General features: G+C 32.8%; 22 protein-coding genes. 10 read left to right on the forward strand and 12 right to left on the reverse strand.

Features of this window, described 5'->3' with window-relative positions; translation table 11 throughout:
- Positions 1-83: 83 nt before the first annotated feature.
- A complete protein-coding gene (locus AC23L6_RS01400; RefSeq protein ID WP_487560510.1) occupies positions 84-1,325 on the reverse strand; it encodes an ABC transporter ATP-binding protein in 1,242 nt (413 codons plus the stop codon).
- A 111-nt stretch (positions 1,326-1,436) separates the two neighbouring features.
- Entirely contained in the window at positions 1,437-2,753 is a 1,317-nt protein-coding gene (gene ahcY, locus AC23L6_RS01405) for an adenosylhomocysteinase (protein WP_487560511.1), read from the reverse strand.
- Between the two features lie 127 nt (positions 2,754-2,880).
- Between ahcY and AC23L6_RS01410 the strand changes: the two genes are divergently transcribed.
- From AC23L6_RS01410 to AC23L6_RS01435, 6 genes are all read left to right on the forward strand, one after another.
- Entirely contained in the window at positions 2,881-3,537 is a 657-nt protein-coding gene (locus AC23L6_RS01410) for a 4'-phosphopantetheinyl transferase family protein (RefSeq protein ID WP_487560512.1), read from the forward strand.
- A 33-nt stretch (positions 3,538-3,570) separates the two neighbouring features.
- The gene (locus AC23L6_RS01415; protein ID WP_487560513.1) at positions 3,571-4,290 is read left to right on the forward strand and encodes a phosphoglycerol geranylgeranyltransferase; all 720 of its coding nucleotides are present in this window, start codon (positions 3,571-3,573) and stop codon (positions 4,288-4,290) included.
- Positions 4,287-4,907 (forward strand): nicotinamide riboside transporter PnuC, encoded by a 621-nt coding sequence (pnuC, locus tag AC23L6_RS01420; protein ID WP_487560514.1) that lies wholly within the window; start codon positions 4,287-4,289, stop codon positions 4,905-4,907. The genes AC23L6_RS01415 and pnuC overlap by 4 nt, the downstream gene beginning before the upstream one ends.
- Positions 4,871-6,988 carry a DUF4301 family protein gene (locus tag AC23L6_RS01425; RefSeq protein ID WP_487560515.1) on the forward strand — a complete coding sequence of 706 codons (2,118 nt, stop codon included), beginning with the start codon at positions 4,871-4,873 and terminating at the stop codon, positions 6,986-6,988. Before pnuC ends, AC23L6_RS01425 begins: the two co-directional genes overlap by 37 nt.
- Positions 6,989-6,990: 2 nt before the next feature.
- Positions 6,991-7,392, forward strand: coding sequence for an alternative ribosome rescue aminoacyl-tRNA hydrolase ArfB (gene arfB, locus AC23L6_RS01430; protein WP_487560516.1), 402 nt, complete (start codon positions 6,991-6,993; stop codon positions 7,390-7,392).
- A gap of 286 nt (positions 7,393-7,678) precedes the next feature.
- The gene (locus tag AC23L6_RS01435; RefSeq protein ID WP_487560517.1) at positions 7,679-9,802 is read left to right on the forward strand and encodes a TonB-dependent receptor; all 2,124 of its coding nucleotides are present in this window, start codon (positions 7,679-7,681) and stop codon (positions 9,800-9,802) included.
- A gap of 53 nt (positions 9,803-9,855) precedes the next feature.
- Here the strand turns inward: AC23L6_RS01435 and AC23L6_RS01440 are convergent, their stop codons facing one another.
- A complete protein-coding gene (locus AC23L6_RS01440; protein ID WP_487560518.1) occupies positions 9,856-10,275 on the reverse strand; it encodes a Rieske (2Fe-2S) protein in 420 nt (139 codons plus the stop codon).
- A gap of 161 nt (positions 10,276-10,436) precedes the next feature.
- On the opposite strand from AC23L6_RS01440, the gene greA reads away from it, so the two are divergent.
- Together greA and AC23L6_RS01450 are read left to right on the forward strand one after the other, a co-directional pair.
- On the forward strand, positions 10,437-10,913 hold the full coding sequence (gene greA / locus AC23L6_RS01445) for a transcription elongation factor GreA (RefSeq protein ID WP_487560519.1): 477 nt from the start codon (positions 10,437-10,439) through the stop codon (positions 10,911-10,913).
- 5 nt (positions 10,914-10,918) lie between these two features.
- Positions 10,919-11,308, forward strand: coding sequence for an HIT family protein (locus AC23L6_RS01450; RefSeq protein WP_487560520.1), 390 nt, complete (start codon positions 10,919-10,921; stop codon positions 11,306-11,308).
- On the opposite strand, the gene AC23L6_RS01455 is transcribed toward AC23L6_RS01450, so the two are convergent.
- Positions 11,303-12,454, reverse strand: a complete 1,152-nt coding sequence (locus AC23L6_RS01455) for a sensor histidine kinase (RefSeq protein ID WP_487560521.1) — start codon at positions 12,452-12,454, stop codon at positions 11,303-11,305. The genes AC23L6_RS01450 and AC23L6_RS01455 overlap by 6 nt on opposite strands.
- A gap of 110 nt (positions 12,455-12,564) precedes the next feature.
- Positions 12,565-15,486 (reverse strand): starch-binding protein, encoded by a 2,922-nt coding sequence (locus tag AC23L6_RS01460; RefSeq protein ID WP_487560522.1) that lies wholly within the window; start codon positions 15,484-15,486, stop codon positions 12,565-12,567.
- 466 nt (positions 15,487-15,952) lie between these two features.
- Between AC23L6_RS01460 and AC23L6_RS01465 the strand changes: the two genes are divergently transcribed.
- Complete coding sequence (locus tag AC23L6_RS01465; RefSeq protein ID WP_487560523.1) at positions 15,953-16,327, forward strand: DUF3127 domain-containing protein; 375 nt, start codon at positions 15,953-15,955, stop codon at positions 16,325-16,327.
- 18 nt (positions 16,328-16,345) lie between these two features.
- On the opposite strand, the gene AC23L6_RS01470 is transcribed toward AC23L6_RS01465, so the two are convergent.
- Positions 16,346-17,077: a phosphatase PAP2 family protein gene (locus AC23L6_RS01470; RefSeq protein ID WP_487560524.1), complete on the reverse strand. Its 732-nt coding sequence runs from the start codon at positions 17,075-17,077 to the stop codon at positions 16,346-16,348.
- Positions 17,078-17,185: 108 nt separating this feature from the next.
- Between AC23L6_RS01470 and aat the strand changes: the two genes are divergently transcribed.
- Positions 17,186-17,848 carry a leucyl/phenylalanyl-tRNA--protein transferase gene (aat, locus tag AC23L6_RS01475; protein WP_487560525.1) on the forward strand — a complete coding sequence of 221 codons (663 nt, stop codon included), beginning with the start codon at positions 17,186-17,188 and terminating at the stop codon, positions 17,846-17,848.
- Here aat and AC23L6_RS01480 read toward each other — a convergent pair.
- From AC23L6_RS01480 to rplM, 6 genes are all read right to left on the reverse strand, one after another.
- Complete coding sequence (locus AC23L6_RS01480; protein ID WP_487560526.1) at positions 17,832-18,404, reverse strand: DNA-3-methyladenine glycosylase I; 573 nt, start codon at positions 18,402-18,404, stop codon at positions 17,832-17,834. The two genes, aat and AC23L6_RS01480, sit on opposite strands and share 17 nt — an antisense overlap.
- On the reverse strand, positions 18,405-19,052 hold the full coding sequence (locus AC23L6_RS01485) for a queuosine precursor transporter (RefSeq protein ID WP_487560527.1): 648 nt from the start codon (positions 19,050-19,052) through the stop codon (positions 18,405-18,407).
- Between the two features lie 322 nt (positions 19,053-19,374).
- The gene (tsf, locus tag AC23L6_RS01490) at positions 19,375-20,199 is read right to left on the reverse strand and encodes a translation elongation factor Ts (RefSeq protein ID WP_487560879.1); all 825 of its coding nucleotides are present in this window, start codon (positions 20,197-20,199) and stop codon (positions 19,375-19,377) included.
- Between the two features lie 124 nt (positions 20,200-20,323).
- Positions 20,324-21,124, reverse strand: a complete 801-nt coding sequence (gene rpsB, locus AC23L6_RS01495) for a 30S ribosomal protein S2 (RefSeq protein ID WP_487560528.1) — start codon at positions 21,122-21,124, stop codon at positions 20,324-20,326.
- A 165-nt stretch (positions 21,125-21,289) separates the two neighbouring features.
- On the reverse strand, positions 21,290-21,676 hold the full coding sequence (gene rpsI, locus AC23L6_RS01500) for a 30S ribosomal protein S9 (protein WP_487560530.1): 387 nt from the start codon (positions 21,674-21,676) through the stop codon (positions 21,290-21,292).
- The gene (rplM, locus tag AC23L6_RS01505; RefSeq protein WP_487560531.1) at positions 21,676-22,131 is read right to left on the reverse strand and encodes a 50S ribosomal protein L13; all 456 of its coding nucleotides are present in this window, start codon (positions 22,129-22,131) and stop codon (positions 21,676-21,678) included. The genes rpsI and rplM overlap by 1 nt, the downstream gene beginning before the upstream one ends.
- Between the last annotated feature and the right edge of the window lie 38 nt (positions 22,132-22,169).

Consider the following 22,169-nt stretch of genomic DNA (forward strand, 5'->3'; position numbering starts at 1 on the left):
TACTGCGATTTTATAGTATTACAAAACCCATTCGTACAAACGAATGGGTTTTTTTGTTGAGTAACAATTTTGATGACAAATAGTTAGTTGATTTTTCGTATTCTACCAATTGATCCTTTGTCTGTTGGAATTAGTTCATATACTAAATTAGGATTTAAAACTTTTTCAACACGATGGGATACACATATAATAGTTATGTTAGTCTCTTTGGCTAATATAGTAATAAGTTGACCAACCAAGTTTGCATTTTCATCATCTAATCCTTCAAAAGGTTCGTCAAGAATTGCTATTATTGGGTGTTTTATTATAGCTCTAATTATTAAAACAATTCTTTGCTGACCAATGGAAATTTGATTGAAATAGTTGTTTTTTAATTCGCTCATGTTAATAAATTCAAGCCACTTTTCTACGATTTTTTTTTGCAGAGAAGTTGGTTCAGTATATAAACCAATAGAGTCAAAATAGCCTGAAAGAATCATGTTTTCTACAGTCTCTCGTTTTTGAAACAAATCCGTCATCGCTGTGGAATAAACCCCAATTTTCTTTTTAATTTCCCAGATACTTTCACCACTGCCTTTTTTCTTTCCAAAAAGAAACAAATTTTGACCGTATCCTTTTGGATTATCTCCAGAAATCATTGCTAGTAAAGTACTTTTTCCAGAGCCATTAGGTCCGACAAGCTGCCAAAACTCTCCTTTTTTAATATTCCATGAAATAGAATTTAATATAATCTTTTCTTCATAACTTACAGATACTTTATCCATTTTTATTAATTCTACATCTGATGGAGTAGTAGTGGTAAGGGCTGAAGGAATCGATGAATATTCAAGAATTTTCTTTTTTGTATTCTTTGAATTTATTCTGTAGAATCTAAAGGAATTATCTTTAACATGTGCTTTGTTTGTAATAAAAGGGAGAAGGTCAGTTGAGCGATTTACAAGCTGGATGATAGTTGCGGATTTAGATATTTTTTCAATATCTTTTTTTAGTTTTTCTCTCGATACTTGGTCCAAATGGTCTAGCGGATTGTCAATAATTAAATAATCAGGTTTTTGTGCTAAACAATAGTTTAAAAATATTTTTTTACGCTCACCAGATGAAAAAGTTTTTAATTTTCTATCAGATTCGGTTATTTTTTCTGTTAAATCATATTTGTATTCTCTTTCTATGTATTCAGTTATGCTACTATCAGAAAAGAGAATTCCTTTTAAATTATTTAGATAACTAAGTTCCCCTTTCATTTTTCCTGAAAGTATTGAGTCAATAAAGATTTGTTTATTAACTGCATTAGAGAGAAGAATGTCCCAATGTTTTGAATTATGCATTTTGTAGGTTGCTTTTTTTGCTTTTCAAAGTTATAAAAAAACCCTCACAGCGATGTGAGGGTTCCTAAAACACGAAGCAATTCTTCCTTTGTCAAAGGACAAATAGGAAGATTAATATCTGTAATACTCAGGTTTAAATGGACCTTGAACTTCTACACCAATGTATTCAGCTTGGTCTGGACGTAAGGTTTCTAATTCCACACCTAGTTTTGCCAAGTGTAAAGCAGCCACTTTTTCATCTAAATGTTTAGGTAACATATAAACATCATTTTTATATGCAGCACTGTTATTCCACAACTCAATTTGAGCTAAGGTTTGGTTAGTAAACGAATTACTCATTACAAAACTTGGGTGACCTGTGGCGCAACCTAAGTTAACCAAACGACCTTCAGCTAAAATGATGATGTCTTTTCCGTTTACATTATAAATGTCAACTTGTGGTTTTACTTCATTTTTGGTATGACCAAAGTTTTTGTTCAACCAAGCCATATCAATTTCGTTATCGAAATGACCAATGTTACAAACGATAGTTTTGTCTTTCATTTTCTCGAAGTGAGAACCTAATACGATGTCTTTGTTTCCAGTAGTTGTAATGATGATATCAGCATTAGCAACAACCGTGTCAAGTCTTTTCACTTCAAAACCGTCCATAGCCGCTTGTAAGGCACAAATTGGATCGATTTCAGTTACTGTTACAATAGAACCAGCACCTCTGAATGAAGCTGCAGTTCCTTTTCCAACATCGCCATATCCACAAACAACTACTCTTTTTCCTGCCAACATAACATCAGTTGCACGACGAATAGCATCAACAGCTGATTCTTTACAACCGTATTTATTATCAAATTTCGATTTAGTAACCGAATCATTTACATTGATGGCTGGCATTGGCAATGTTCCTGCTTTTACTCTTTCGTACAAACGGTGAACTCCTGTAGTAGTTTCTTCAGATAAACCTTTGATTCCTGGAATTAATTCTGGGTAACGGTCAAAAACCATGTTAGTCAAATCACCACCATCATCCAAAATCATATTCAATGGTTTTCTGTCTTCACCAAAGAACAAGGTTTGTTCAATACACCAGTCAAAATCTTCTTCGTTCAAACCTTTCCAAGCATACACTTGAATTCCAGCAGCAGCAATTGCAGCAGCAGCTTGATCTTGAGTAGAGAAAATGTTGCAAGATGACCAAGTCACTTCGGCACCTAGAGCAATTAAAGTTTCAATTAAAACGGCAGTTTGGATGGTCATGTGAAGACATCCCGCGATACGAGCGCCTTTTAAAGGTTGTGTTTCTTTATATTCCGCTCTCAAAGCCATTAATCCAGGCATTTCAGCTTCTGCTAATTCAATTTCTTTTCTTCCCCAAGCTGCAAGTGAAATATCTTTCACTTTAAAAGCTACATAAGGTAACGTTTGTGTACTCATCTATTATGTATATTTGTTTTTAAAATGTGGGTGCAAAATTACAACATAGGTTTTGAATTTAATAATTTATTTTAAAATTTGTGAAATGTTTAAACGTTTAATCTTTTGAAAAACAGCAAAATACTAAATGCCATTATATAAAGTTGTATTATTGTCAAAAACGGCGAAACTCTATCTGTGGAAGATTACAGAAGACGTAAGTGAGCTTAGAAGTCAAGTTAGATTGAAAAATTCTTCTATTGCACGTTTAGAATCAATGAAATCCGAGAGTCATCAAAAGGGTTTTTTGGCTGTTAGAATGTTATTGCAACACAATGAATATGATGATTTTGACTTGTATTATGATGCCTTTGGAAAACCTCATGTAAAGCCACAAGGATGTTTTATTAAAGATATTGAAATTTCAATTTCTCACTCTAATGATTTTTCGGCCATTGTTATTAGTCAAGAAAAAGTAGGTTTAGATTTAGAATTAATAAAAGATAAAACTTTAAGAATTGCACCTCGATTTATGGATGTTTCACATTTGGAAAATCTATCAGATGAAGAAAAGATTAAAAAAGCTACTGTAATTTGGGGAATTAAGGAAAGTATTTTTAAGATAAAAAATGAGCAAGGCATCAGTTTTCCCAACCATATTTTTGAAGAAGATTTTTTGTTAGAGGATAAAAAAACCACAGCAATTTTAAAGTTTAATAATAAAGAAGAAGTTTTTACTATTCTTTTCGATACCATTGAAGATTATATCTATGTTTGTGCCTTTGAAGGATTAGCTAAGGATTAAAATCTTTCAATTTTTTAATCTTTCAATTTTTCCATGTCAATTTATCAAGAAATACTTCAATATAAACTACAAAGTAAAAAACTACTGGCAATTCTTCTTGATCCAGATAAAATAGTTTGGGACAAGATAAATGATTTAATGGATAAAATTAATCAATCCCCAGCGACACATATTTTTGTTGGAGGAAGTTTGGTTTTGAATGATAGAATAGACGATTTGATATTGAAAATTAAGCAAAATTGTAGTTTACCGATACTGCTTTTTCCGGGTAATCCTTCTCAAATATCAGGTTTAGCAGATGGAATTTTATTTTTATCTTTAATTTCAGGAAGAAATCCTGATTATTTGATAGAACATCAAGTAAACGCTGTGCCATTGCTTAAGAAAACAAATCTAGAGATTATATCAACGGGCTATATGCTTATCGATGGCGGAAATGAGACCGCTGTTGCCAAAGTAAGTCAAACCAAACCATTAGATGCTAAAAACAGCGATTACATTGTTCAAACTGCTCAGGCTGGAGAACTACTTGGTAATAAAATGATATATTTAGAAGCAGGAAGCGGAGCGCTCAATCCTATTGCGTCAGAAATTATTGAAAAAGTGTCTAAAAATATTCAAATACCATTAATCGTTGGTGGTGGAATTTCTAATCAAGCTACAATTCAAAAGGCTTTTGATTCTGGTGCTGATATGGTGGTGATTGGGACAGCTTTTGAAAATAATTTGAATTTTTTTGACTCACAATCATGATAGATTTTTTTCTAAATAGTTATAAGAATGTTTCTACTATTCAAATAATAGGAGAGCTTTTAGCTTTTATTTTGGGTATTTTATCAGTTTGGTTCGCTAAAAAAGAAAATATTTGGGTGTATCCAACGGGTTTGATAGCTACAATTATCACGACCTATTTACTCTACATTTCAAGCTATTTAGGCGATATGATACTTAATGGTTATTTTTCTATTATGAGTATTTATGGTTGGTACAATTGGTCAAGAAAAAAAATTTCAGATAGTAGTGTATCCATAACAAGGACTACTATTTTTGAAAAAATAATGGGAATTATGATGTTTTTTGTTACAATTTTTGTAGTTTTCGCAATATATAATTTCTTCCATTATGATATAAAAGAAGATAATTATGTTGATATTTTTGCGTCGGGAATATTCTTCACAGCAATGTGGTATATGGCCAATAAAAAAATAGAAAATTGGACTTTATGGATTCTTGGAGACATTATTGTTGTTCCCTTGTATGCATATAGAGGTCTTGGAATGTTGTCATTACAATATTTAATTTTTACAATTTTAGCTATTTCAGCTTATTTAGAATGGAGGAAAATCTTAAACAACAGCACTCAGCAATAGTAAAAATAGCCATTTTTGGCCCAGAAAGCACAGGGAAAACAACTTTGGCAAAACAGTTAGCGGACTATTTTGACACAGTTTGGGCACCAGAATATGCTAGAGAGTATTTGCAAAAAAAGCTAGATGAAGTTGGGCAAATTTGCCAGCCTGAAGATCTATTGCCAATTGCTATAGGACAGACTAAATTAGAAAACGACAAGTTGCTCACGGCAAATAGGTATCTTTTTTGCGATACCTGTTTATTGGTAACAAAAGTTTTCTCTGAAATCAATTATAATTTTTGCGATCCAATTCTTGATAAAGCTGCAAGAAAGCATAAATATGATTTATTCTTTTTAACAGATATAGACGTTCCGTGGGAAGACGATGGTTTGCGAGATCAACCTAACAAACGAGAAGCTCAATTCAATATTTTTAAAGAATCATTGGTACACAACAAAAAACCATTTGTTGTGCTTTCCGGAAATGCTGAAACTAGATTTGAGAAAGCCAAAATAATTATTGAAAATTTAGAAAAGGCAAAAGGAATGGGGTTTTCTCCTCATGATTTTGTTCAAATTCATGAAAAAGGAATTCCATTAGAGACTATCAGTAATCATTTGAATTTATTCCGTCAAGGAATTTCAAAGGCGGTTTTAGTGCGACCAGCTACAAAAAATGATGGAATAGTAAAGTTGTCATCTGAAGAAGATTTTCAACAATTTTCAAATTATTTTGAGCAACGAAGAAATACCTTATCACTCAAAAAATTTGTTCCTGCTTCAGGTGCCGCAAGCAGAATGTTTAAATTTTTAAGTGAGTTTTTAAATGAATTTGACTTAGAAAATGAGACTATAAATGCTTACATAAACAGAAAAAATGCAACCAGCCTGACCGTTTTTCTAGCAGGTATGGAGAAGTTTCCCTTTTTTGCATCTATAGACAAGAAATTAAAAGAACTTTACTCTGATTTCAATAGTTGGGAAAGCGACAAAAAAAATTATTATTTCATTAAATTACTCTTAGAACCGGAATATTTTAATTATTCTAACAAACCAAAAGGCATCTTGCCATTTCATAGATATACTACCCATATTGCCACTCCAATAGAGGAACATTTGAATGAGGCAGTTTACTATGCCAATTCAAACGGAATTTCAAATGTGCATTTTACGATTTCAGAGATACACCAGTCGCAGTTTGAAAAAATAATTGATGAAGTAAAACCTAAGATTGAAAAATTATCTAAAATAGCCATAAGTATTAAATTTTCGATACAAAACCCAGCAACAGATACCATAGCTGTTGATTTCGATAACATTCCTTTCAGAAATGATTCGGGAAAATTAGTATTCAGACCAGCAGGTCATGGCGCGTTGATTGACAATTTGAATCATCTAGATGCAGATATTATTTTTATTAAAAATATTGATAATGTCATTCAGAATCAAATAGAAAAAATTGCGTTATACAAAAAAGCTCTTGCAGGAATTCTTATCGAATTACAGGAGCAAATTTTTCAGATTTTAAATCAAATAGAAAACGACTCCGTTCAACAAGAAGACATTGAATCAATTATTACATTCATTAAAACCAAGTTGAGTATCTCAATTATTGAAGATTTTCAGAAATACACTCTCGAAAATAAAATCAATTACATTAAAGAAATTTTAAATAGACCCATAAGAGTTTGTGGAATGGTTAAGAATGAAGGCGAAGCAGGAGGAGGTCCTTTTTGGGTTCGTGACGCCAAAGGCACTATATCCTTGCAAATTATAGAAACATCACAAATCGATTTGCAAAATCTCAGTCAAAAACGAATACTCGAAAGCGCTACTCATTTTAATCCTGTTGATTTAGTGTGTGGTATAAAAGATTTTAAAGGTAATAAATTCGATTTGAATCAATTTATTGATCATGAAACAGGATTTATTGTAGAAAAAAACAAAAACGGTAGAGATTTAAAAGCTTATGAATTACCGGGTCTTTGGAACGGTGCTATGGCAAAATGGATAACGCTTTTTGTTGAGGTACCCATATCCACATTCAATCCAGTTAAAACGGTAAATGATTTACTAAAACAAGCCCATCAACCCCATTAATTTTGGAAAAAGAAAAAATTATTTCAGAATTAACGTTTAAAGCTGTTCGTAGTTCAGGTGCTGGAGGACAAAATGTAAATAAGGTTTCTTCAAAAGTCGTTTTAAGTTTTGATATAAATAATTCTAAGTCTTTGTCTGAAGAAGAAATTATAATTTTAAAGTCAAAATTGGCTTCAAGATTAACCCTAGATTCGGTTTTAATTTTAAACTGTGATGAAGATAGAAGCCAACTAAAAAACAAGGAAATAGTAACAAAACGGTTTTTGAGAATAATTGATGAAAATCTAAAGCCATCAAAAGTTAGAAAGCCAACTAAAATTCCTAAATCGGCAATTAGAAAACGAATTAAGGATAAAAAGAATGCTTCCGAAATCAAGAAAACAAGAAGGAAACCTGAAGTATAAATAGCTATATCAAAATCAATAGCAATGAAAATTGAATAACAAAAAACAGAATTTTGAGTTTTTACATTGCAATTGTCATTACTATTTACTTACTTTGTCTCGTCTCAAAGGGGTGCTCTAAATAACGAGCTGAGATTATACCCAAAGAACCTGGGCGGGTAATGCTGCCAAGGGAAAAAATGATAAATTATTAGCGTGCACACTATTTATTTGTCATAGGAAACAATCATTTATTAATTTAACAAAAGAATAATTCCCCCTTTTATTCGTAAAAAACGATTTACGGATGAGCACTTTATTTTACAAAAAGGTCATTGTGCCTGTTTCATTTTTTCTTATCGCTTCTGTTTCTTATTCTCAAGAGGTTAAGAAGGATTCTACAAAGGTTAATGCATTAGACGAAGTCTTAGTATCGGCTCTAAGAGTAACTTCAAAAACACCAGTAAGTTTTAGTAATTTGAACAAAAAAGAGATTGCTAGCCGAAATCTAGGTCAGGATATACCAACTTTAATGAATTTTATGCCGTCGGTAGTAACTACTTCTGATGCAGGAAATGGAGTGGGTTATTCTGGAATTCGTGTTCGTGGTAGTGACGCTACAAGAGTGAATGTTACCATTAACGGAATTCCATACAACGATTCAGAAAGTCAAGGAACATTTTGGGTGAATATGCCTGATTTTGCTTCTTCAGTGGAGAGTTTACAGCTACAAAGAGGTGTTGGAACTTCAACCAATGGAGCGGGAGCTTTTGGGGCAAGTTTGAATATGTTAACCGACAATTATGCCCTAAAAGGCAATGGTGAAATTTCCAATTCTTATGGCAGTTTCAATACTCGAAAACATACTGTAAAATTCAGCACAGGATTAATGAACGACCACTTCGAATTGGCAGGAAGATTATCAAATTTAAGTTCTGACGGTTATATTGACAGAGCTTCCTCGGATTTAAAATCTTATTTTCTACAAGGAACTTATGTCGGCAAAACGACTTTAATTAAAGCCTTGGTTTTCGGAGGGAAAGAAAAGACCTATCAATCCTGGAATGGAATTGATTATGAAACTTTACAAAAGGACAGAACTTATAATCCCTCGGGATATTATGTAGATGATTCAGGACAAATTCGGTTTTATGATAATGAGACAGATAATTATCAGCAGGACCACTATCAACTACATTGGAATGAAAAAGTGTCTGAAAAATGGAATACAAACCTTGCTTTTCATTACACTAAGGGAAATGGATATTATGAAAATTATAAAGAAGATGCAGATTTTGCTGATTATGGGCTTCTTCCAGTTTCAGGTATAGCAGCGACTGACTTAATTCGTCAAAAATGGCTTGATAATAATTTTTATGGAACTACTTTTTCGGTAAATTATAAAACAGAAAGGCTGGATTTTATCATTGGTGGTGGCTATAATAAATACGAAGGAGATCATTTTGGGAAAGTTATCTGGGCTAGATATGCATCTCAAAGTGAACTTGGAGATCGTTATTATGAAGATTACGCATCAAAAACGGATGGGAATGTTTTCGCAAAAGCAAATTATCAGCTAACAAAAAAAATCAGTTTCTTTGGAGATGTACAATTAAGAAATGTTTATTACAAAGCAGACAGTTATGATACTGGTCTAGTAAATGACAATTTTAATTTTTTTAATCCAAAAGCGGGATTAAATTATGAAATTAACGATAAAAATAAATTGTATTTTTCTTACGCAAAAGCCAATCGTGAACCCAATAGAACCGATTATGAAGGTGGAAATGTCAAACCAGAAAAGCTGAATGATTTTGAATTAGGGTGGCGGTATTCAACAGAAAAAACAAGATTAAACATTAATGGGTATTACATGAAATATCGTGACCAACTTGTTCTGACAGGCGCATTAAATGATGTAGGTGACCCAATCCGAACCAATGTTGGCGAAAGTTATAGACTTGGGCTAGAAGTAGATTTGTCTTTTCAGTTGTCTAAAAAATGGAATATACGTCCTAATTTTACTTTGAGTGAAAATAAAAATATTGATTTTGTTAATGATGCTACTTTGGAAAATTTAGGCAATACTAATATAGCTTTCTCTCCATCTATTATTGGAGGAAATATTTTAACATTTAAACCTATTCAAAATATCCAAATATCATGGCTTTCGAAATATGTTGGAGAGCAATACATGAATAATGTCGATTCTGAAGCATCAAAACTTCCAGATTATTTCGTTAACGATTTTAATATTGCATATGAGTTACATCCAAAAAACATTTTTGAATCAATTATTTTTACTGGACTTGTAAATAATTTTCTTGATAGAAAGTACGTTTCAAATGGGGCTGACTATGGAGGAGGCTACATTTATTATTATCCACAAGCGGGAATTAATTTCCTAGCAGGATTAACTTTAAAGTTTTAGAAGTTGATTGAGAAAATAAAAATCCTGATGGTTAAACATCAGGATTTTTTGTTCTAATTGTATACTCGAATTGAGGTATTTCCTAAAACTTCAACTCGATAAGGAATTAATGTATATTGAGCATTACCAATCCCAGTGAGTAAATTGTATTCATAGTTTTCACAACTGCATTTTGCATTTATTTTGTCATCTTTAATAATTAATTTAGAACAAGAACTTATAGAATGATTGGGACAATACGCATTCCAAGCACGATAATCCGTATCCGAAATTTTCATTACAATCATACTAATGCCACTGGGTTCAGTCAAAAAAACAGGGTTTATAGGTGCTGTTAATGCGCTATTTAGATTTAAATTAATAACGTATGAAAAACCATAACTAGGAATGTAAGGATTGTTATTCCTCACAGTATCGTTACCACATCCTAGCAACAAAGCAGTTGCCAAAATGAGAAGAAAGAAGTTTTTCATACAAATAATAAGATACAATTGTTAAAACAAAATTAATTTATTTAACTTTGATTTTAGTAGGATTAACATATTATTATAGACCAAAAGATAAAAAGTAGTATATTTGCAATACTAAATCCCGTCGCGATGGGATTTTTTCTATTTATATAAACGAGGAAATTATGAGCGGAGTATCTTATTACACAGCAGAAGGATTAAAAAAATTAAGAGAAGAATTAGATTATTTAAAAAATGTAATGCGTCCTAAGGCATCGCAAGATATAGCTGATGCAAGAGATAAAGGGGATTTGTCTGAAAATGCGGAATATGATGCTGCAAAAGAAGCACAAGGAATGTTGGAAATGAGAATTGCCAAATTGGAAGAAATACATTCTAACGCGAGGTTAATTGACGAAACACATCTTGATGTTTCCAAGGTCTTGGTATTATCTAATGTAAAAATTAAGAATAAAGCCAATAGCGCGGAACTAAAATATACACTTGTTGCCGAAAGTGAAGCGGATTTAAAATCGGGCAAAATCTCGGTTACTTCACCTATAGGAAGAGGTTTATTAGGAAAATCTGTGGGAGATATTGCAGAGATAACCGTTCCAAATGGGAAGTTGCAATTTGAAATATTAGAAATTTCTAGAGATTAATTCCTATGGCAAGTATTTTTACCAAAATTGTAAATGGTGAAATCCCATGTTATAAAATTACCGAAGATGAAAATTTCTTGGCTTTTTTGGATGTGAATCCAAACGCTAAAGGACATACTTTATGTATTCCAAAAAGAGAGATTGATAAGATTTTTGATATTGAGGATAATCTGTATATAGGACTGATGCAATTCTCAAAGAAAGTCGCTATTGCACTAGAAAAAGCCGTTCCTTGCAAAAGAATAGGCATGGCCGTTATTGGACTTGAAGTTCCTCACGCTCATGTTCATCTGATTCCACTTAACGAAATGGATGAAATACGGTTTCAAAACAAAGTAAAATTAGAAAAAGAAGAATTTGAAGCTTTAGCAAAAAGTATTCAATCGCATTTATGATAGTTCTTTTTTCTTAAAACTTACCTGCATTGTTGTTCCTTTATTCATTTCTGAATGGAGGACTTTTATTTTACCTTTATGGTATTCTTCAACAATGCGTTTTGTTAAGGAGAGGCCCAATCCCCAACCTCTTTTTTTGGTAGTAAATCCTGGTTCGAAGATGTTTTTGAATTGATTTTTTGGAATACCATTACCAGTATCAGAAACATTTATGGTTACGAATTTTCCTTCTTCCTTGATTTCAACATCAAGTTTCCCTTTACCTTTCATGGCATCGATAGCGTTTTTTACAAGATTTTCAATTGTCCAACTGTGTAATGTTGGGTTTAGTGAAACTTGAATAGTTTTTTTAGGAGCTTTAAAAGAAAATATAATTTGTTTTGAGAATCGAGATTGTAAATAATCATAGGATTTTTGAGTTTCTTCTATAATATCTCGTGATTCTAAAATAGGTTCAGAGCCAATTTTTGAAAAACGGTCAGTAATCATTTGAAGTCGGAGAATATCTTTTTCAATTTCTGAGATGGTAGTTTCATCTACATTTTCGGCTTTCAAAATTTCAAGCCACCCAATTAAGGAAGATAAAGGTGTCCCTATTTGATGTGCCGTTTCTTTAGCCATTCCAGCCCAAAGTTTGTTTTGGGTAGCCATCTTAGTACTTTTATAAAAATTATAAACTAGAGCTCCAAACAATACAATGATTAATACTAATGCAATAGGATAGTATTTGAGTTTGTTCAATAAATCTGAATCTCCATAATACACATATTGAAATTTTCCCGGTACATATTCAATGACTACTGGGTCATTTTGATTTTTGAGTTTAGCGAGTAATTCAGCCGATTTTGATTTGCTTTTTAAAATTTCTTCATCTATGTTTTTGGTATTGATGATGCTGTCGTTTTCAGTTTGTATAATCGGAATTGTAGCATTTTGCATGATTTTAAGTGGTAACTCAATGTCTGCATCAATCCCAGCATTATTAAAAGTTTTTAATGCTTCGGCCCAATGCTCCATTTTTACTCGTTCTTCATTCTTAAAAATTTGAAAAAAAGTATACGTATTCCAAAGTATTAAAGAAATAATAACAAAAGATGCTGTTATTAAAACCCAACGGCTAATGTTTTTTCTGTCAGAAAATTGCATATAAAATTTTTGTGGTCATAAATATAACGAAATATTAGAAGTTAGATTGTGAATAAAATAAAAAAGGCTTAAACAGAAATGCTTAAGCCTTAGTATTGTTTTCGTTAGTTTTATTTTTTTATGATTCTTTGAATTTGTTCTGAGCCGTTTTCAAATCTCATTTGCAAGAAATAAAGTCCTGAACTCAAATTGCTGACGTCAATTGAGTTTTCAACTGGTTTGCCTTCTTTTAAAATAGCTCCTTGAATATTCATTATTTTGTAATTATGAACTGAAGATTCAGAACTAATTTGAAGAATATCATTCACTGGATTTGGATAGACAACTAATTTAGTTCTCAAACCGTCATCATTGGTCATACGTGCAGCTGCTCCCCATGTGTAGGAATACCCGTCAGTTTTGTTAAGTAAATCTGCTGTTTGATTTCCTGTACCACTACTTCCGTTGTTGAAAACTATATTTACTGAAGTTGGACCAACTATAGTATATTTATAAAAGCCATTAGTATCTGCTACCATAGTCATTCCTGGCCAAGTAGTATTAGCAACACTACCTGTTGGTACTGCATTCCAATAATGTATTTTAGGTGCTGATGTCCAAGTTGTTGGCGGTTTAAAGTATACGGTCATCGAAGTTGTCGATGGGCATCTGTTAGCTGGTTCTGCAGTTAACCATGCATTATCGTAATACTTAATACCTGCAGTTGAACTTAAATCAGCTGTTTGTAGTGTTCCGTCATTAAAAATTATATTCGATGCACTAACAGTTGATGGGAATGTGTACTTATACCAACTTCCACAATCTAATGTCATTGCTACTCCAGGCCATGTTACAGCAGGAGCGGTTCCTGTAACGCCCCAGTAATAGATTTTGATTGCCGTTCCCCAATTGGATGGTTTTTTGAAATAAACTGTAAAAGTTGTTGGGGTTGAGAATGAGTACACCTCAGTTTTTATTGCAGAGTTTGTTCCAGCAGTATTTCTTACAAACGCTTTTAATGTTGTTGTACTTGTAATCGAAAGTGATTTTGTCCCAACTGCGGAAGCAGAGCTAGTTGTAGGTGTTGATCCATCTAAAGTATAATAAATAGTTGATGTGTTAACATTAGCAGTTAGTACTACATTTACAGTAGTTCCAGTTGTGAAACTACCTCCAGCTTGAGAGATGGTCAAATCAGGAGCAATAACAGGACATCTGTTTGCAGGTTCGCTGCTTAACCAGGCATTATCATAATAGCGTATTCCAGCAGTAGCGGTTAAATCAACAGTTTTTAATGTTCCATCATTAAATAATAAGTTTGAAGCACTAACAGTAGATGGGAATGTATATTTATACCAATCTCCACAATCTAAAGTCATAGCAACACCCGGGTAAGTTACTGCAGGAACAGTTCCCGTTGGAGACCAATAGTAAATTTTAACAGATGAACTCCAAGAAGCTGGTTTTTTGAAATAAACTGTAAAAGTGGGTGGCGTACTAAAAGTATATACCTCAGTAGTAATAGCTGAACTAACATTTGAAGTGTTTCTCACAAATGCTTTCAATGTAGTTGAGCTTGTTATTGCTAAAGATTTTGTTCCAACGGCAGAAGCGGATGTAGTTGTTGGTGTACTTCCATCCAATGTGTAATAAATGGTTGATGAAGCATTATTTGCGGTTAAAGTAACATTAACGGTTGTGCCAGTAACAAAAGTTCCTCCTGTTGGAGCTATTGTTAAACTTGGAACGTCAACAACAACAGCTTTCTCCCAAACAGCATAATCTGTTCCAGATGTTTTTAAAGTCCATCCTGTTCCAGGGTTCCATAATCCAGGACCAATTTTCACAACAACTTTATTGTCTATTGTGGCAGAATAGAAACCAGTTGTATTAGAAACAGCTACAGAGCTATAGGCATTAATACCATTGTTTTTTCGGATTGCCATTAGTTGATCGATAGCGGTTTTATTTGCTGTATAAACAACTGTAACTCCATCTTTTTTGTAAGTACCTCCATAGTAATGAGGGAAGAAAACACATGGTATGCCAGGATGTGTCAGGATGTAAGCATATCCTTTCATGATATTATCACTTGTAACAAAGCTTCCAGGTTTTACAAAGGTGTCATGATTGTCAATGAATGTTACTGCTTTATCTGCATATCCAAATTGACCTGCCAAACCAGGATTTCCGGCTAGTGCAGCATAGTTACCACTATTAATTGCTGGTTGTAATGCATTGTAGTATAAAGCAAAATCAAATGCTGCTGACCTATTACCAGTTCCGTTGATCCATGATTTTAATGTTGCCGAATTGCCATCCCAATATTCTCCCACAGAGGCGTATGGTGATGAAGAATTAATATAATCTCCAAAATACCCAGCTGAGAATCCTTTTGCAACATCCCATCTCCAACTGTCAAAACCTAATGCTTTCAATCTTGTTAAATATTCTTTTACTCCATTCTGAACTTGTATATTCGAGTGGTCTAAATCTCTACCGCCATTAAAATCTTCTCCCGTATCTGGTGTACCACATGGACGAACTCCAGTTATTGTTCCGAAATTAGCTTCGTCTGTGCTGGTTATTGATTTGCAATCCCACGTTGGGTTAGTGAAATCGGTCCAATTGGTTGTTCCTCCTCTGTGATTTACTACAATATCCGCCATAGGGTGTATTCTTGGCGAGCTCGTATTTAAAGCAGTCAATAATGCTCTTAATTGTGTTTCAGACCCATAAACAGTTTGAGAAAAATTGAATAATTCTGTTGGAATGTATCCAACACCACCAGTTGATTTACTTGGTGGAGGTAACCAAATAACATTAAAACCTGAAGCGGCATAACCACTGGCTCGGTTTTTAAGATAATTATATAATCCACCTTCTGCAATTATTGATGATTGAGTGTGAACATCCCAGCCAAATGCTTGTAGCATAATGTCATTTACATTAGCAGCCGATTGTGCGTTTGTTTTAGGTGAGAATAGCAAACAAAAAAATACTACTATCGCGAGTAAATTTTTGAGGAATTGAGGTGTTTTTTTTAACTTCATAATTGGTTTTGGTTGAGGTTAAGTTTTAATTTAATTTTTTATGAAATTAATAATAATTTTTTAAAATTATTGAAGTTCGTCTATTATTTTTGCGGTTCATCGAATAAATGATAAACTAAAACGTTATAGTTGTAAAAATTGTTGATAAATAAATAATTTGAAGACATAAATAAAACTAACAGATAATCAGTATTTTACTTTTTAGCATTGAATATTGAATAATTAGATTAGAGTATGTTTACCTAGTAAAAGAATCACTAATTTTAGGGGCTAATAATTTTGGTAAATTAGTAAATATGAAGTGTTGCTAGAAGAAGAAATTAGTATATTTGTAGAATTGTATTTCAGTTTGAAAGGCATCAAGGTGTTGATGGCGATTTACAAAAACATTAATAAGAGAAGTAATATCAAAATAAAATGAAGTACTTATCCAGTAAAGTACTTTTAGCTAAAAATAAAAAGAAGTATGGAAGTTTCAGGAAAAGTAAAAGTAATTAATCCCGTGCAACAAGTAAGTGCATCATTCAAGAAAAGAGAGTTGGTAGTCACTACTGAGGAGCAATATCCACAGCACATCATGATTGAGTTTACTCAAGACAAGTGCGATTTGTTAAACAATTATACCGCAGGAGATGCTGTGAAAGTATCTATAAATTTAAGAGGTAGAGAATGGACAAATCCTCAGGGTGAAACTAAATATTTCAATTCAATACAAGGTTGGAGAATTGAGAAAATTCAAAGTGAAGCATCGCCATCTCAATTACCTCCAGTTCCTGCTTCAACTGCATTTGAAACAGCCTCTAGTTTTACTGAAGAGGAACATGACGATTTGCCGTTTTAATACAAGTTTTTAAAAACTTTATTTAAAAATTACCAAGCCCATGCCGTAGTATTTTCCTACTTGAGGATAAAGCAATGCGTGGGTTTTGTTTTTTGTAAAAGTTAAGGATTTAAAAGGACTCCAATAAGAAACAATCAATCCAATACCCAGACCTATTCCTGAACCAGTGAGAACATCAGAAGTATAGTGTTTGTTATTTGCAATTCTTAAAATACCAGTTGCTGTAGCAAACAGAAAGCCACTACTTGCATACCAAATGTTAGTGTCTTTGTATTCATAATACAATAAAGATGCATTTGTAAAGGCAAGAGCAGTATGGCCTGAAGGAAAGCTATATTGATCTGAGGCATCAGGTCTAATTTCTTTAAATGAATGTTTCATGGATGTTACTATTCCGTATGTTATTGTATTTGAAATAAGAATGTTTACAGTTTGCTGTTGCCAGTCGGATTTGGATGTATAGCCAAAAAATCTTCCTCCATAAATTTGGACTATTGGAATAGATGGTAGTAAATTATCAATTTTTGTATTGAAATCCTCACCAAATAAATTTTGAATGGTATTCTGTGTTCTTTTATTTAACATGGATTCTTTTAACAAAAAACCACAACCAATAAGTACAGAAGGAGCTATAAATTGTTTGTAAGATAATTTGTTTTGAGTTGTAACGGCCGAAGTAGTATCAATAATTTGTGCCTGACTTTGAAAAAGAAGTAATAAAAATAAGAGTATTGATAGTTTTATCTTCATACAATAGATTATAAGATGAAGATTAAAGATACAAAATTCATTAAAATAAAGTTTTTAATCCACACTGCAATAGTTTAAATTTGAATGGAGTAAATAAAATCGTATAAATTGTATTATTTAACTAAAGAATTATATTTTCCTCCTGTAGACGAAGCTTCATATGAGGGGATTTTAGCAGTTGGTGGAGATTTATCTACAGAGCGATTGTTGTTGGCATATAAAAATGGAATTTTTCCATGGTTTTCAGATGATGAACCTATATTGTGGTGGTCTCCACCTCATAGAATGGTAGTTTATCCTCATTCGTATAAAGTTTCTAAAAGTCTGAGAAATATAATCAACAGGAACGTTTTTGAAGTTACTATAAATCAAGATTTCGAAGCCGTAATACACAACTGTCAGCAAATTGAGCGAAAAGGTCAAGAAGGAACTTGGATTACCAATGATATTATTCAATCGTATACGAGCTTGCACCAACAAGGAAAAGCAATTTCTTTTGAGGTGTGGCAAAATCAAGAATTAGTTGGAGGTTTATATGGTGTAAATTTAGGTCATGTTTTTTGTGGTGAAAGTATGTTTTCAAAGGTTTCTAATGCGAGTAAAGTTGCGTTTGTTAAACTTATAGAGTATTTAAAGGAAAAAGATTATTTGCTATTAGATTGTCAGTTGCACAACGATCACCTTGAAAAGTTGGGAGCATTCGAAATTTCAAGAGAAACTTTTATGCTAATTTTGAAATCAGATAAAAGAAAACTTAATCAACGACTATAGTTCTTTTCCAACAATCTTCCACGTGGTCGTTTACCATTCCAGTTGCTTGCATGTGTGCATAGACTACAGTTGAACCCACAAATTTGAATCCTCTTTTTTTCAAATCTTTACTAATAGTATCAGAAAGTGGAGTTGTAGCTTGAATCTGAGAAAGATTTCTAAGATTATTTAGTATTGGCTTACCGTCAACAAAGCCCCAAATATACTTTGAAAAACTTCCAAATTCTTCTTGAACCTTCATAAAAGCGATAGCGTTTGAAACAGCAGCCCGAATTTTTAATTGGTTTCTTATAATTCCTGCATCAATCAATAATTCCTGAATTTTATCTTCCTTATAATCAGCTACTTTTTTATAGTCAAAAAAATCAAAAGCTTTTCTGAAATTTTCTCTTTTATTTAAAATGGTAATCCAACTCAAACCCGCCTGAAAGGTTTCAAGAATCAAAAATTCAAATAGCTTTTGATCATCATACACTGGGACTCCCCATTCTTCGTCGTGGTATTTTTTATACAAATCACTTGATAAACACCACTTACATCTAATTTTTTCTTCCATTTATTTAGAATGTATGTATTTTTCAATTAATGAATGTCCTAGATAAATTAGGGGAGTTAGTAAAATAGCAATTATCAATTTAACAAAATAGCCTGTAAAAGCAGAAATTACAAAAACCTCGGTTGTCATTTTTCCAGTCATCCAAAAAGCAATTCCTAAAACGATAAAACTATCAAATAGTTGTGAGATTACAGTAGAGCCAGTACTTCGCAACCAAATCATTTTATTTCCAGTTTTATTTTTTACAAAGTGAAAAATGGTAACATCAATTAATTGCGACACCATAAAAGCTGTAATACTGCCCACAATAATCCACATGCTTTGCCCAAAAACACCTTTAAACTGTGCGTCTGTTACTAAATTCGCACCTTTAACGGCAGGAATTTGCATGGCTAAGAAAAGAATTATAAAAGCATAAGCAATTAAACTAGCGGTTATCAATGATAATTTTCGAACGCCTTTTTCGCCAAAATATTCGTTGATTAAATCGGTTGTGACAAAAACAATAGGCCATGGTAAAATACCAATACTCATTACTGCTGAACCTACATGAATAAGTTTTCCGCCTATTAGTTCTGCAACTATGGCATTTGTTATGAAAATTCCAGCAAGAACGACATATACGGTGTCTTTTTTTGATTGAAACATAGTCAATAATTTACACCCAAATGTAGCATTTTATTAGTTAATATCAAGTTATGAATATAAAACAGGTTGTTTTTTTGAACCATTAAGAAAGTTAAGCTCGCTTCACCCGTTTTTATCGAAAGATTTCGCAATCAGGTCTTAAGACTTAATTTTCTTAAAGCTCTTAATTGTTTAAAAATTTTAATATGTGCCTTAATTAGAATTATTAATAAACATAAATGGTTAACTTTTTATTTTTTGGATTTCAACAAAAGTTAAGTAAAACAAAAATCCCATCTTAAATGATAGTAAGATGGGATTTGGTATTGTATGATTAAGAAAATTATCCTAATGCAGCTCTTTTAAAACCAGTAACAACAAGATCTTTATCTAAAGATTTTACATAAGCAGCAACGCTTAATTTATTGTCTTTAATATAATCTTGGTTCACTAAAGTATTATCTTTAAAGAAACGAGCTAGTTTCCCTTTTGCAATACTGTCTAACATAGCTTCTGGTTTGCCTTCTTGACGAAGTAAGTCTTTAGCAATTTCAATTTCTTTAGCAATAGTATCAGCGTCTACACCTGCTTCATCAAGTGCAATCGGAGACATTGCAGCAGCTTGCATAGCCACGTTTCTAGCTACTTCATCAGCTCCAGCAACATTAGCAGAAAGAGCAACTAAAGTTGCAATTTTGTTTCCAGCATGAATATATGAACCTACAAAAGCACCAGATAATTTTTCGAAAGATCTAATTTCTATTTTTTCTCCAATAACACCTGTTTGTTCAATTAACTTTTCAGCAACTGAAATTCCATTGAAATCAGAAGCTAAAAATGCTTCTTTAGAATCATAATTTAAAGCTTGATTAGCTAAGTCTGTTGCTAATTTTACGAAACCTTCATTTTTTCCAACGAAGTCCGTTTCGCAGTTTAAAGTGATAACTACGCCAGAAGTTTTATCTGCATTTATAGCAGCAATAGCAGCACCTTCAGTAGATTCTCTATCAGAACGATTCGCAGCTACTTTTTGTCCTTTTTTACGAAGGTTTTCAATTGCTAAATCGAAATCTCCATCTGATTCCACTAATGCTTTCTTGCAATCCATCATTCCAGCACCAGTGATTGTTCTTAATTTATTTACGTCTGCAGCAGTAATTGTTGCCATCATTTTTTTATTTTAAGATTAATTTGATTAAAAAAAGAAATTCCAATTTTAAAATTCCAAATTCCAATAACAAACCGAAACGATTTTTGGAGTTTGGAATTTTAATTTTTGGAATTTATAAGATTTATTCTTCTGTTTTTTCTGCCTCTTCTGTAGCTTCAGCTACAATTTCTGCAACTTCCTCAGCAGCAACTTCTTCTACAGCATCTGCTTCAGCCTCTGGAGTTGTATCAGCATTTCTGTTAGAAAGTCCATCAATAACTGCAGCAGTAACAAGAGTTAAAATTTTATCAATTGATTTAGAAGCATCATCATTGGCTGGAATTACATAATCTACTTCACGTGGATCAGAATTCGTGTCAACCATTGCGAAAACTGGAATGTTTAATTTTTGTGCTTCTTTTATGGCGATATGTTCAGCTTTTATATCTACTACGAACAATGCAGCTGGTAGTCTAGACATATCAGCGATTGAACCTAGGTTTTTTTCTAATTTAGCACGAAGACGATCTACTTGCAAGCGCTCTTTTTTAGAAAGAGTCATGAATGTTCCGTCTTTCTTCATTTTATCAATAGAAGCCATTTTCTTAACGGCTTTACGGATAGTTACAAAGTTGGTCAACATTCCACCTGGCCATCTTTCAGTGATGTAAGGCATGTTAGCGGCTTTTGCTTTATCAGCAACGATATCTTTTGCTTGTTTTTTGGTAGCTACGAATAAGATTTTTCTACCTGATGCAGCGATTTTTTTCAAAGCTTCATTAGCTTCTTCAATTTTAGCGGCAGTTTTATATAGATTGATAATGTGAATTCCATTACGTTCCATATAAATGTAAGGAGCCATATTTGGATCCCATTTTCTAGTCATGTGTCCAAAGTGAACACCTGCTTCTAGTAATTCTTTTACTTCTACTTTTTGTGACATTTTTTCTTAGTTTACGTTCTGTTGAATTAGCAATTTTTAAGTAGCTCTTGCGATGGTCTTAAAAATTTAGATGCTAAACTAATTTCCTGATGAATCAGGACAACAACAACATTGTTTTTAATATTACTAATCTGATGTCTTGCCCAAATGACAAGACGGATACTATTAACGTTTAGAGAATTGGAATCTTTTACGCGCTTTTTTCTGACCGAATTTTTTACGCTCTACCATTCTTGGGTCTCTAGTTAATAATCCTTCTGGTTTTAAGATAGCTCTGTTACCATCGCCTACTTCGCACATTGCACGAGATAAAGCCATACGAACAGCCTCTGCTTGACCAGTTGAACCACCTCCGTATACATTTACTTTTACGTCAAAGTTGTTTACGTTTTCTGTCATAGACATTGGTTGTAATACTTTGTACTGTAGAGTTGCAGTTGGAAAGTAAGTTGCAAATTCTTTTTTGTTAACGGTGATTTTTCCTGTTCCTTCTGAAACATAAACACGCGCAACAGCACATTTTCTTCTTCCGATTTTGTGAATTACTCCCATTACTTAAGATCGTTTAGGTTAACTGTTTTAGGTTTTTGAGCTTCTTGTTTGTGCTCTGAACCTACAACAACATTTAAATTTCTGAAAAGTTCTGCTCCTAATTTGTTTTTAGGTAACATCCCTTTTACTGCTTTCTCTACCAATAATGCAGGGTTTTTGCTTTGCAATACTTTAGCAGTTAAAGTTCTTTGTCCTCCTGGATACCCTGTATGACGCATGTAAATTTTGTCATCCATTTTTGTACCTGTAAGGTTAATTTTTTCTGAGTTGATAACAATCACGTTATCACCGCAGTCCACGTGTGGTGTGTAACTTGGCTTGTACTTACCTCTTAAAATCATAGCGACTTTAGAAGCAAGACGACCTAAGTTATGACCATCAGCATCAACAACTAACCACTCTTTAGTAACAGTGGCTTTGCTTGCTGACTTTGTCTTGTAGCTTAATGCGTCCATAATATATTTTTAATTAAACATTCCATCCCCAATAAAGG

It is taken from the genome of Flavobacterium sp. R1_16 (genome assembly GCF_057652095.1).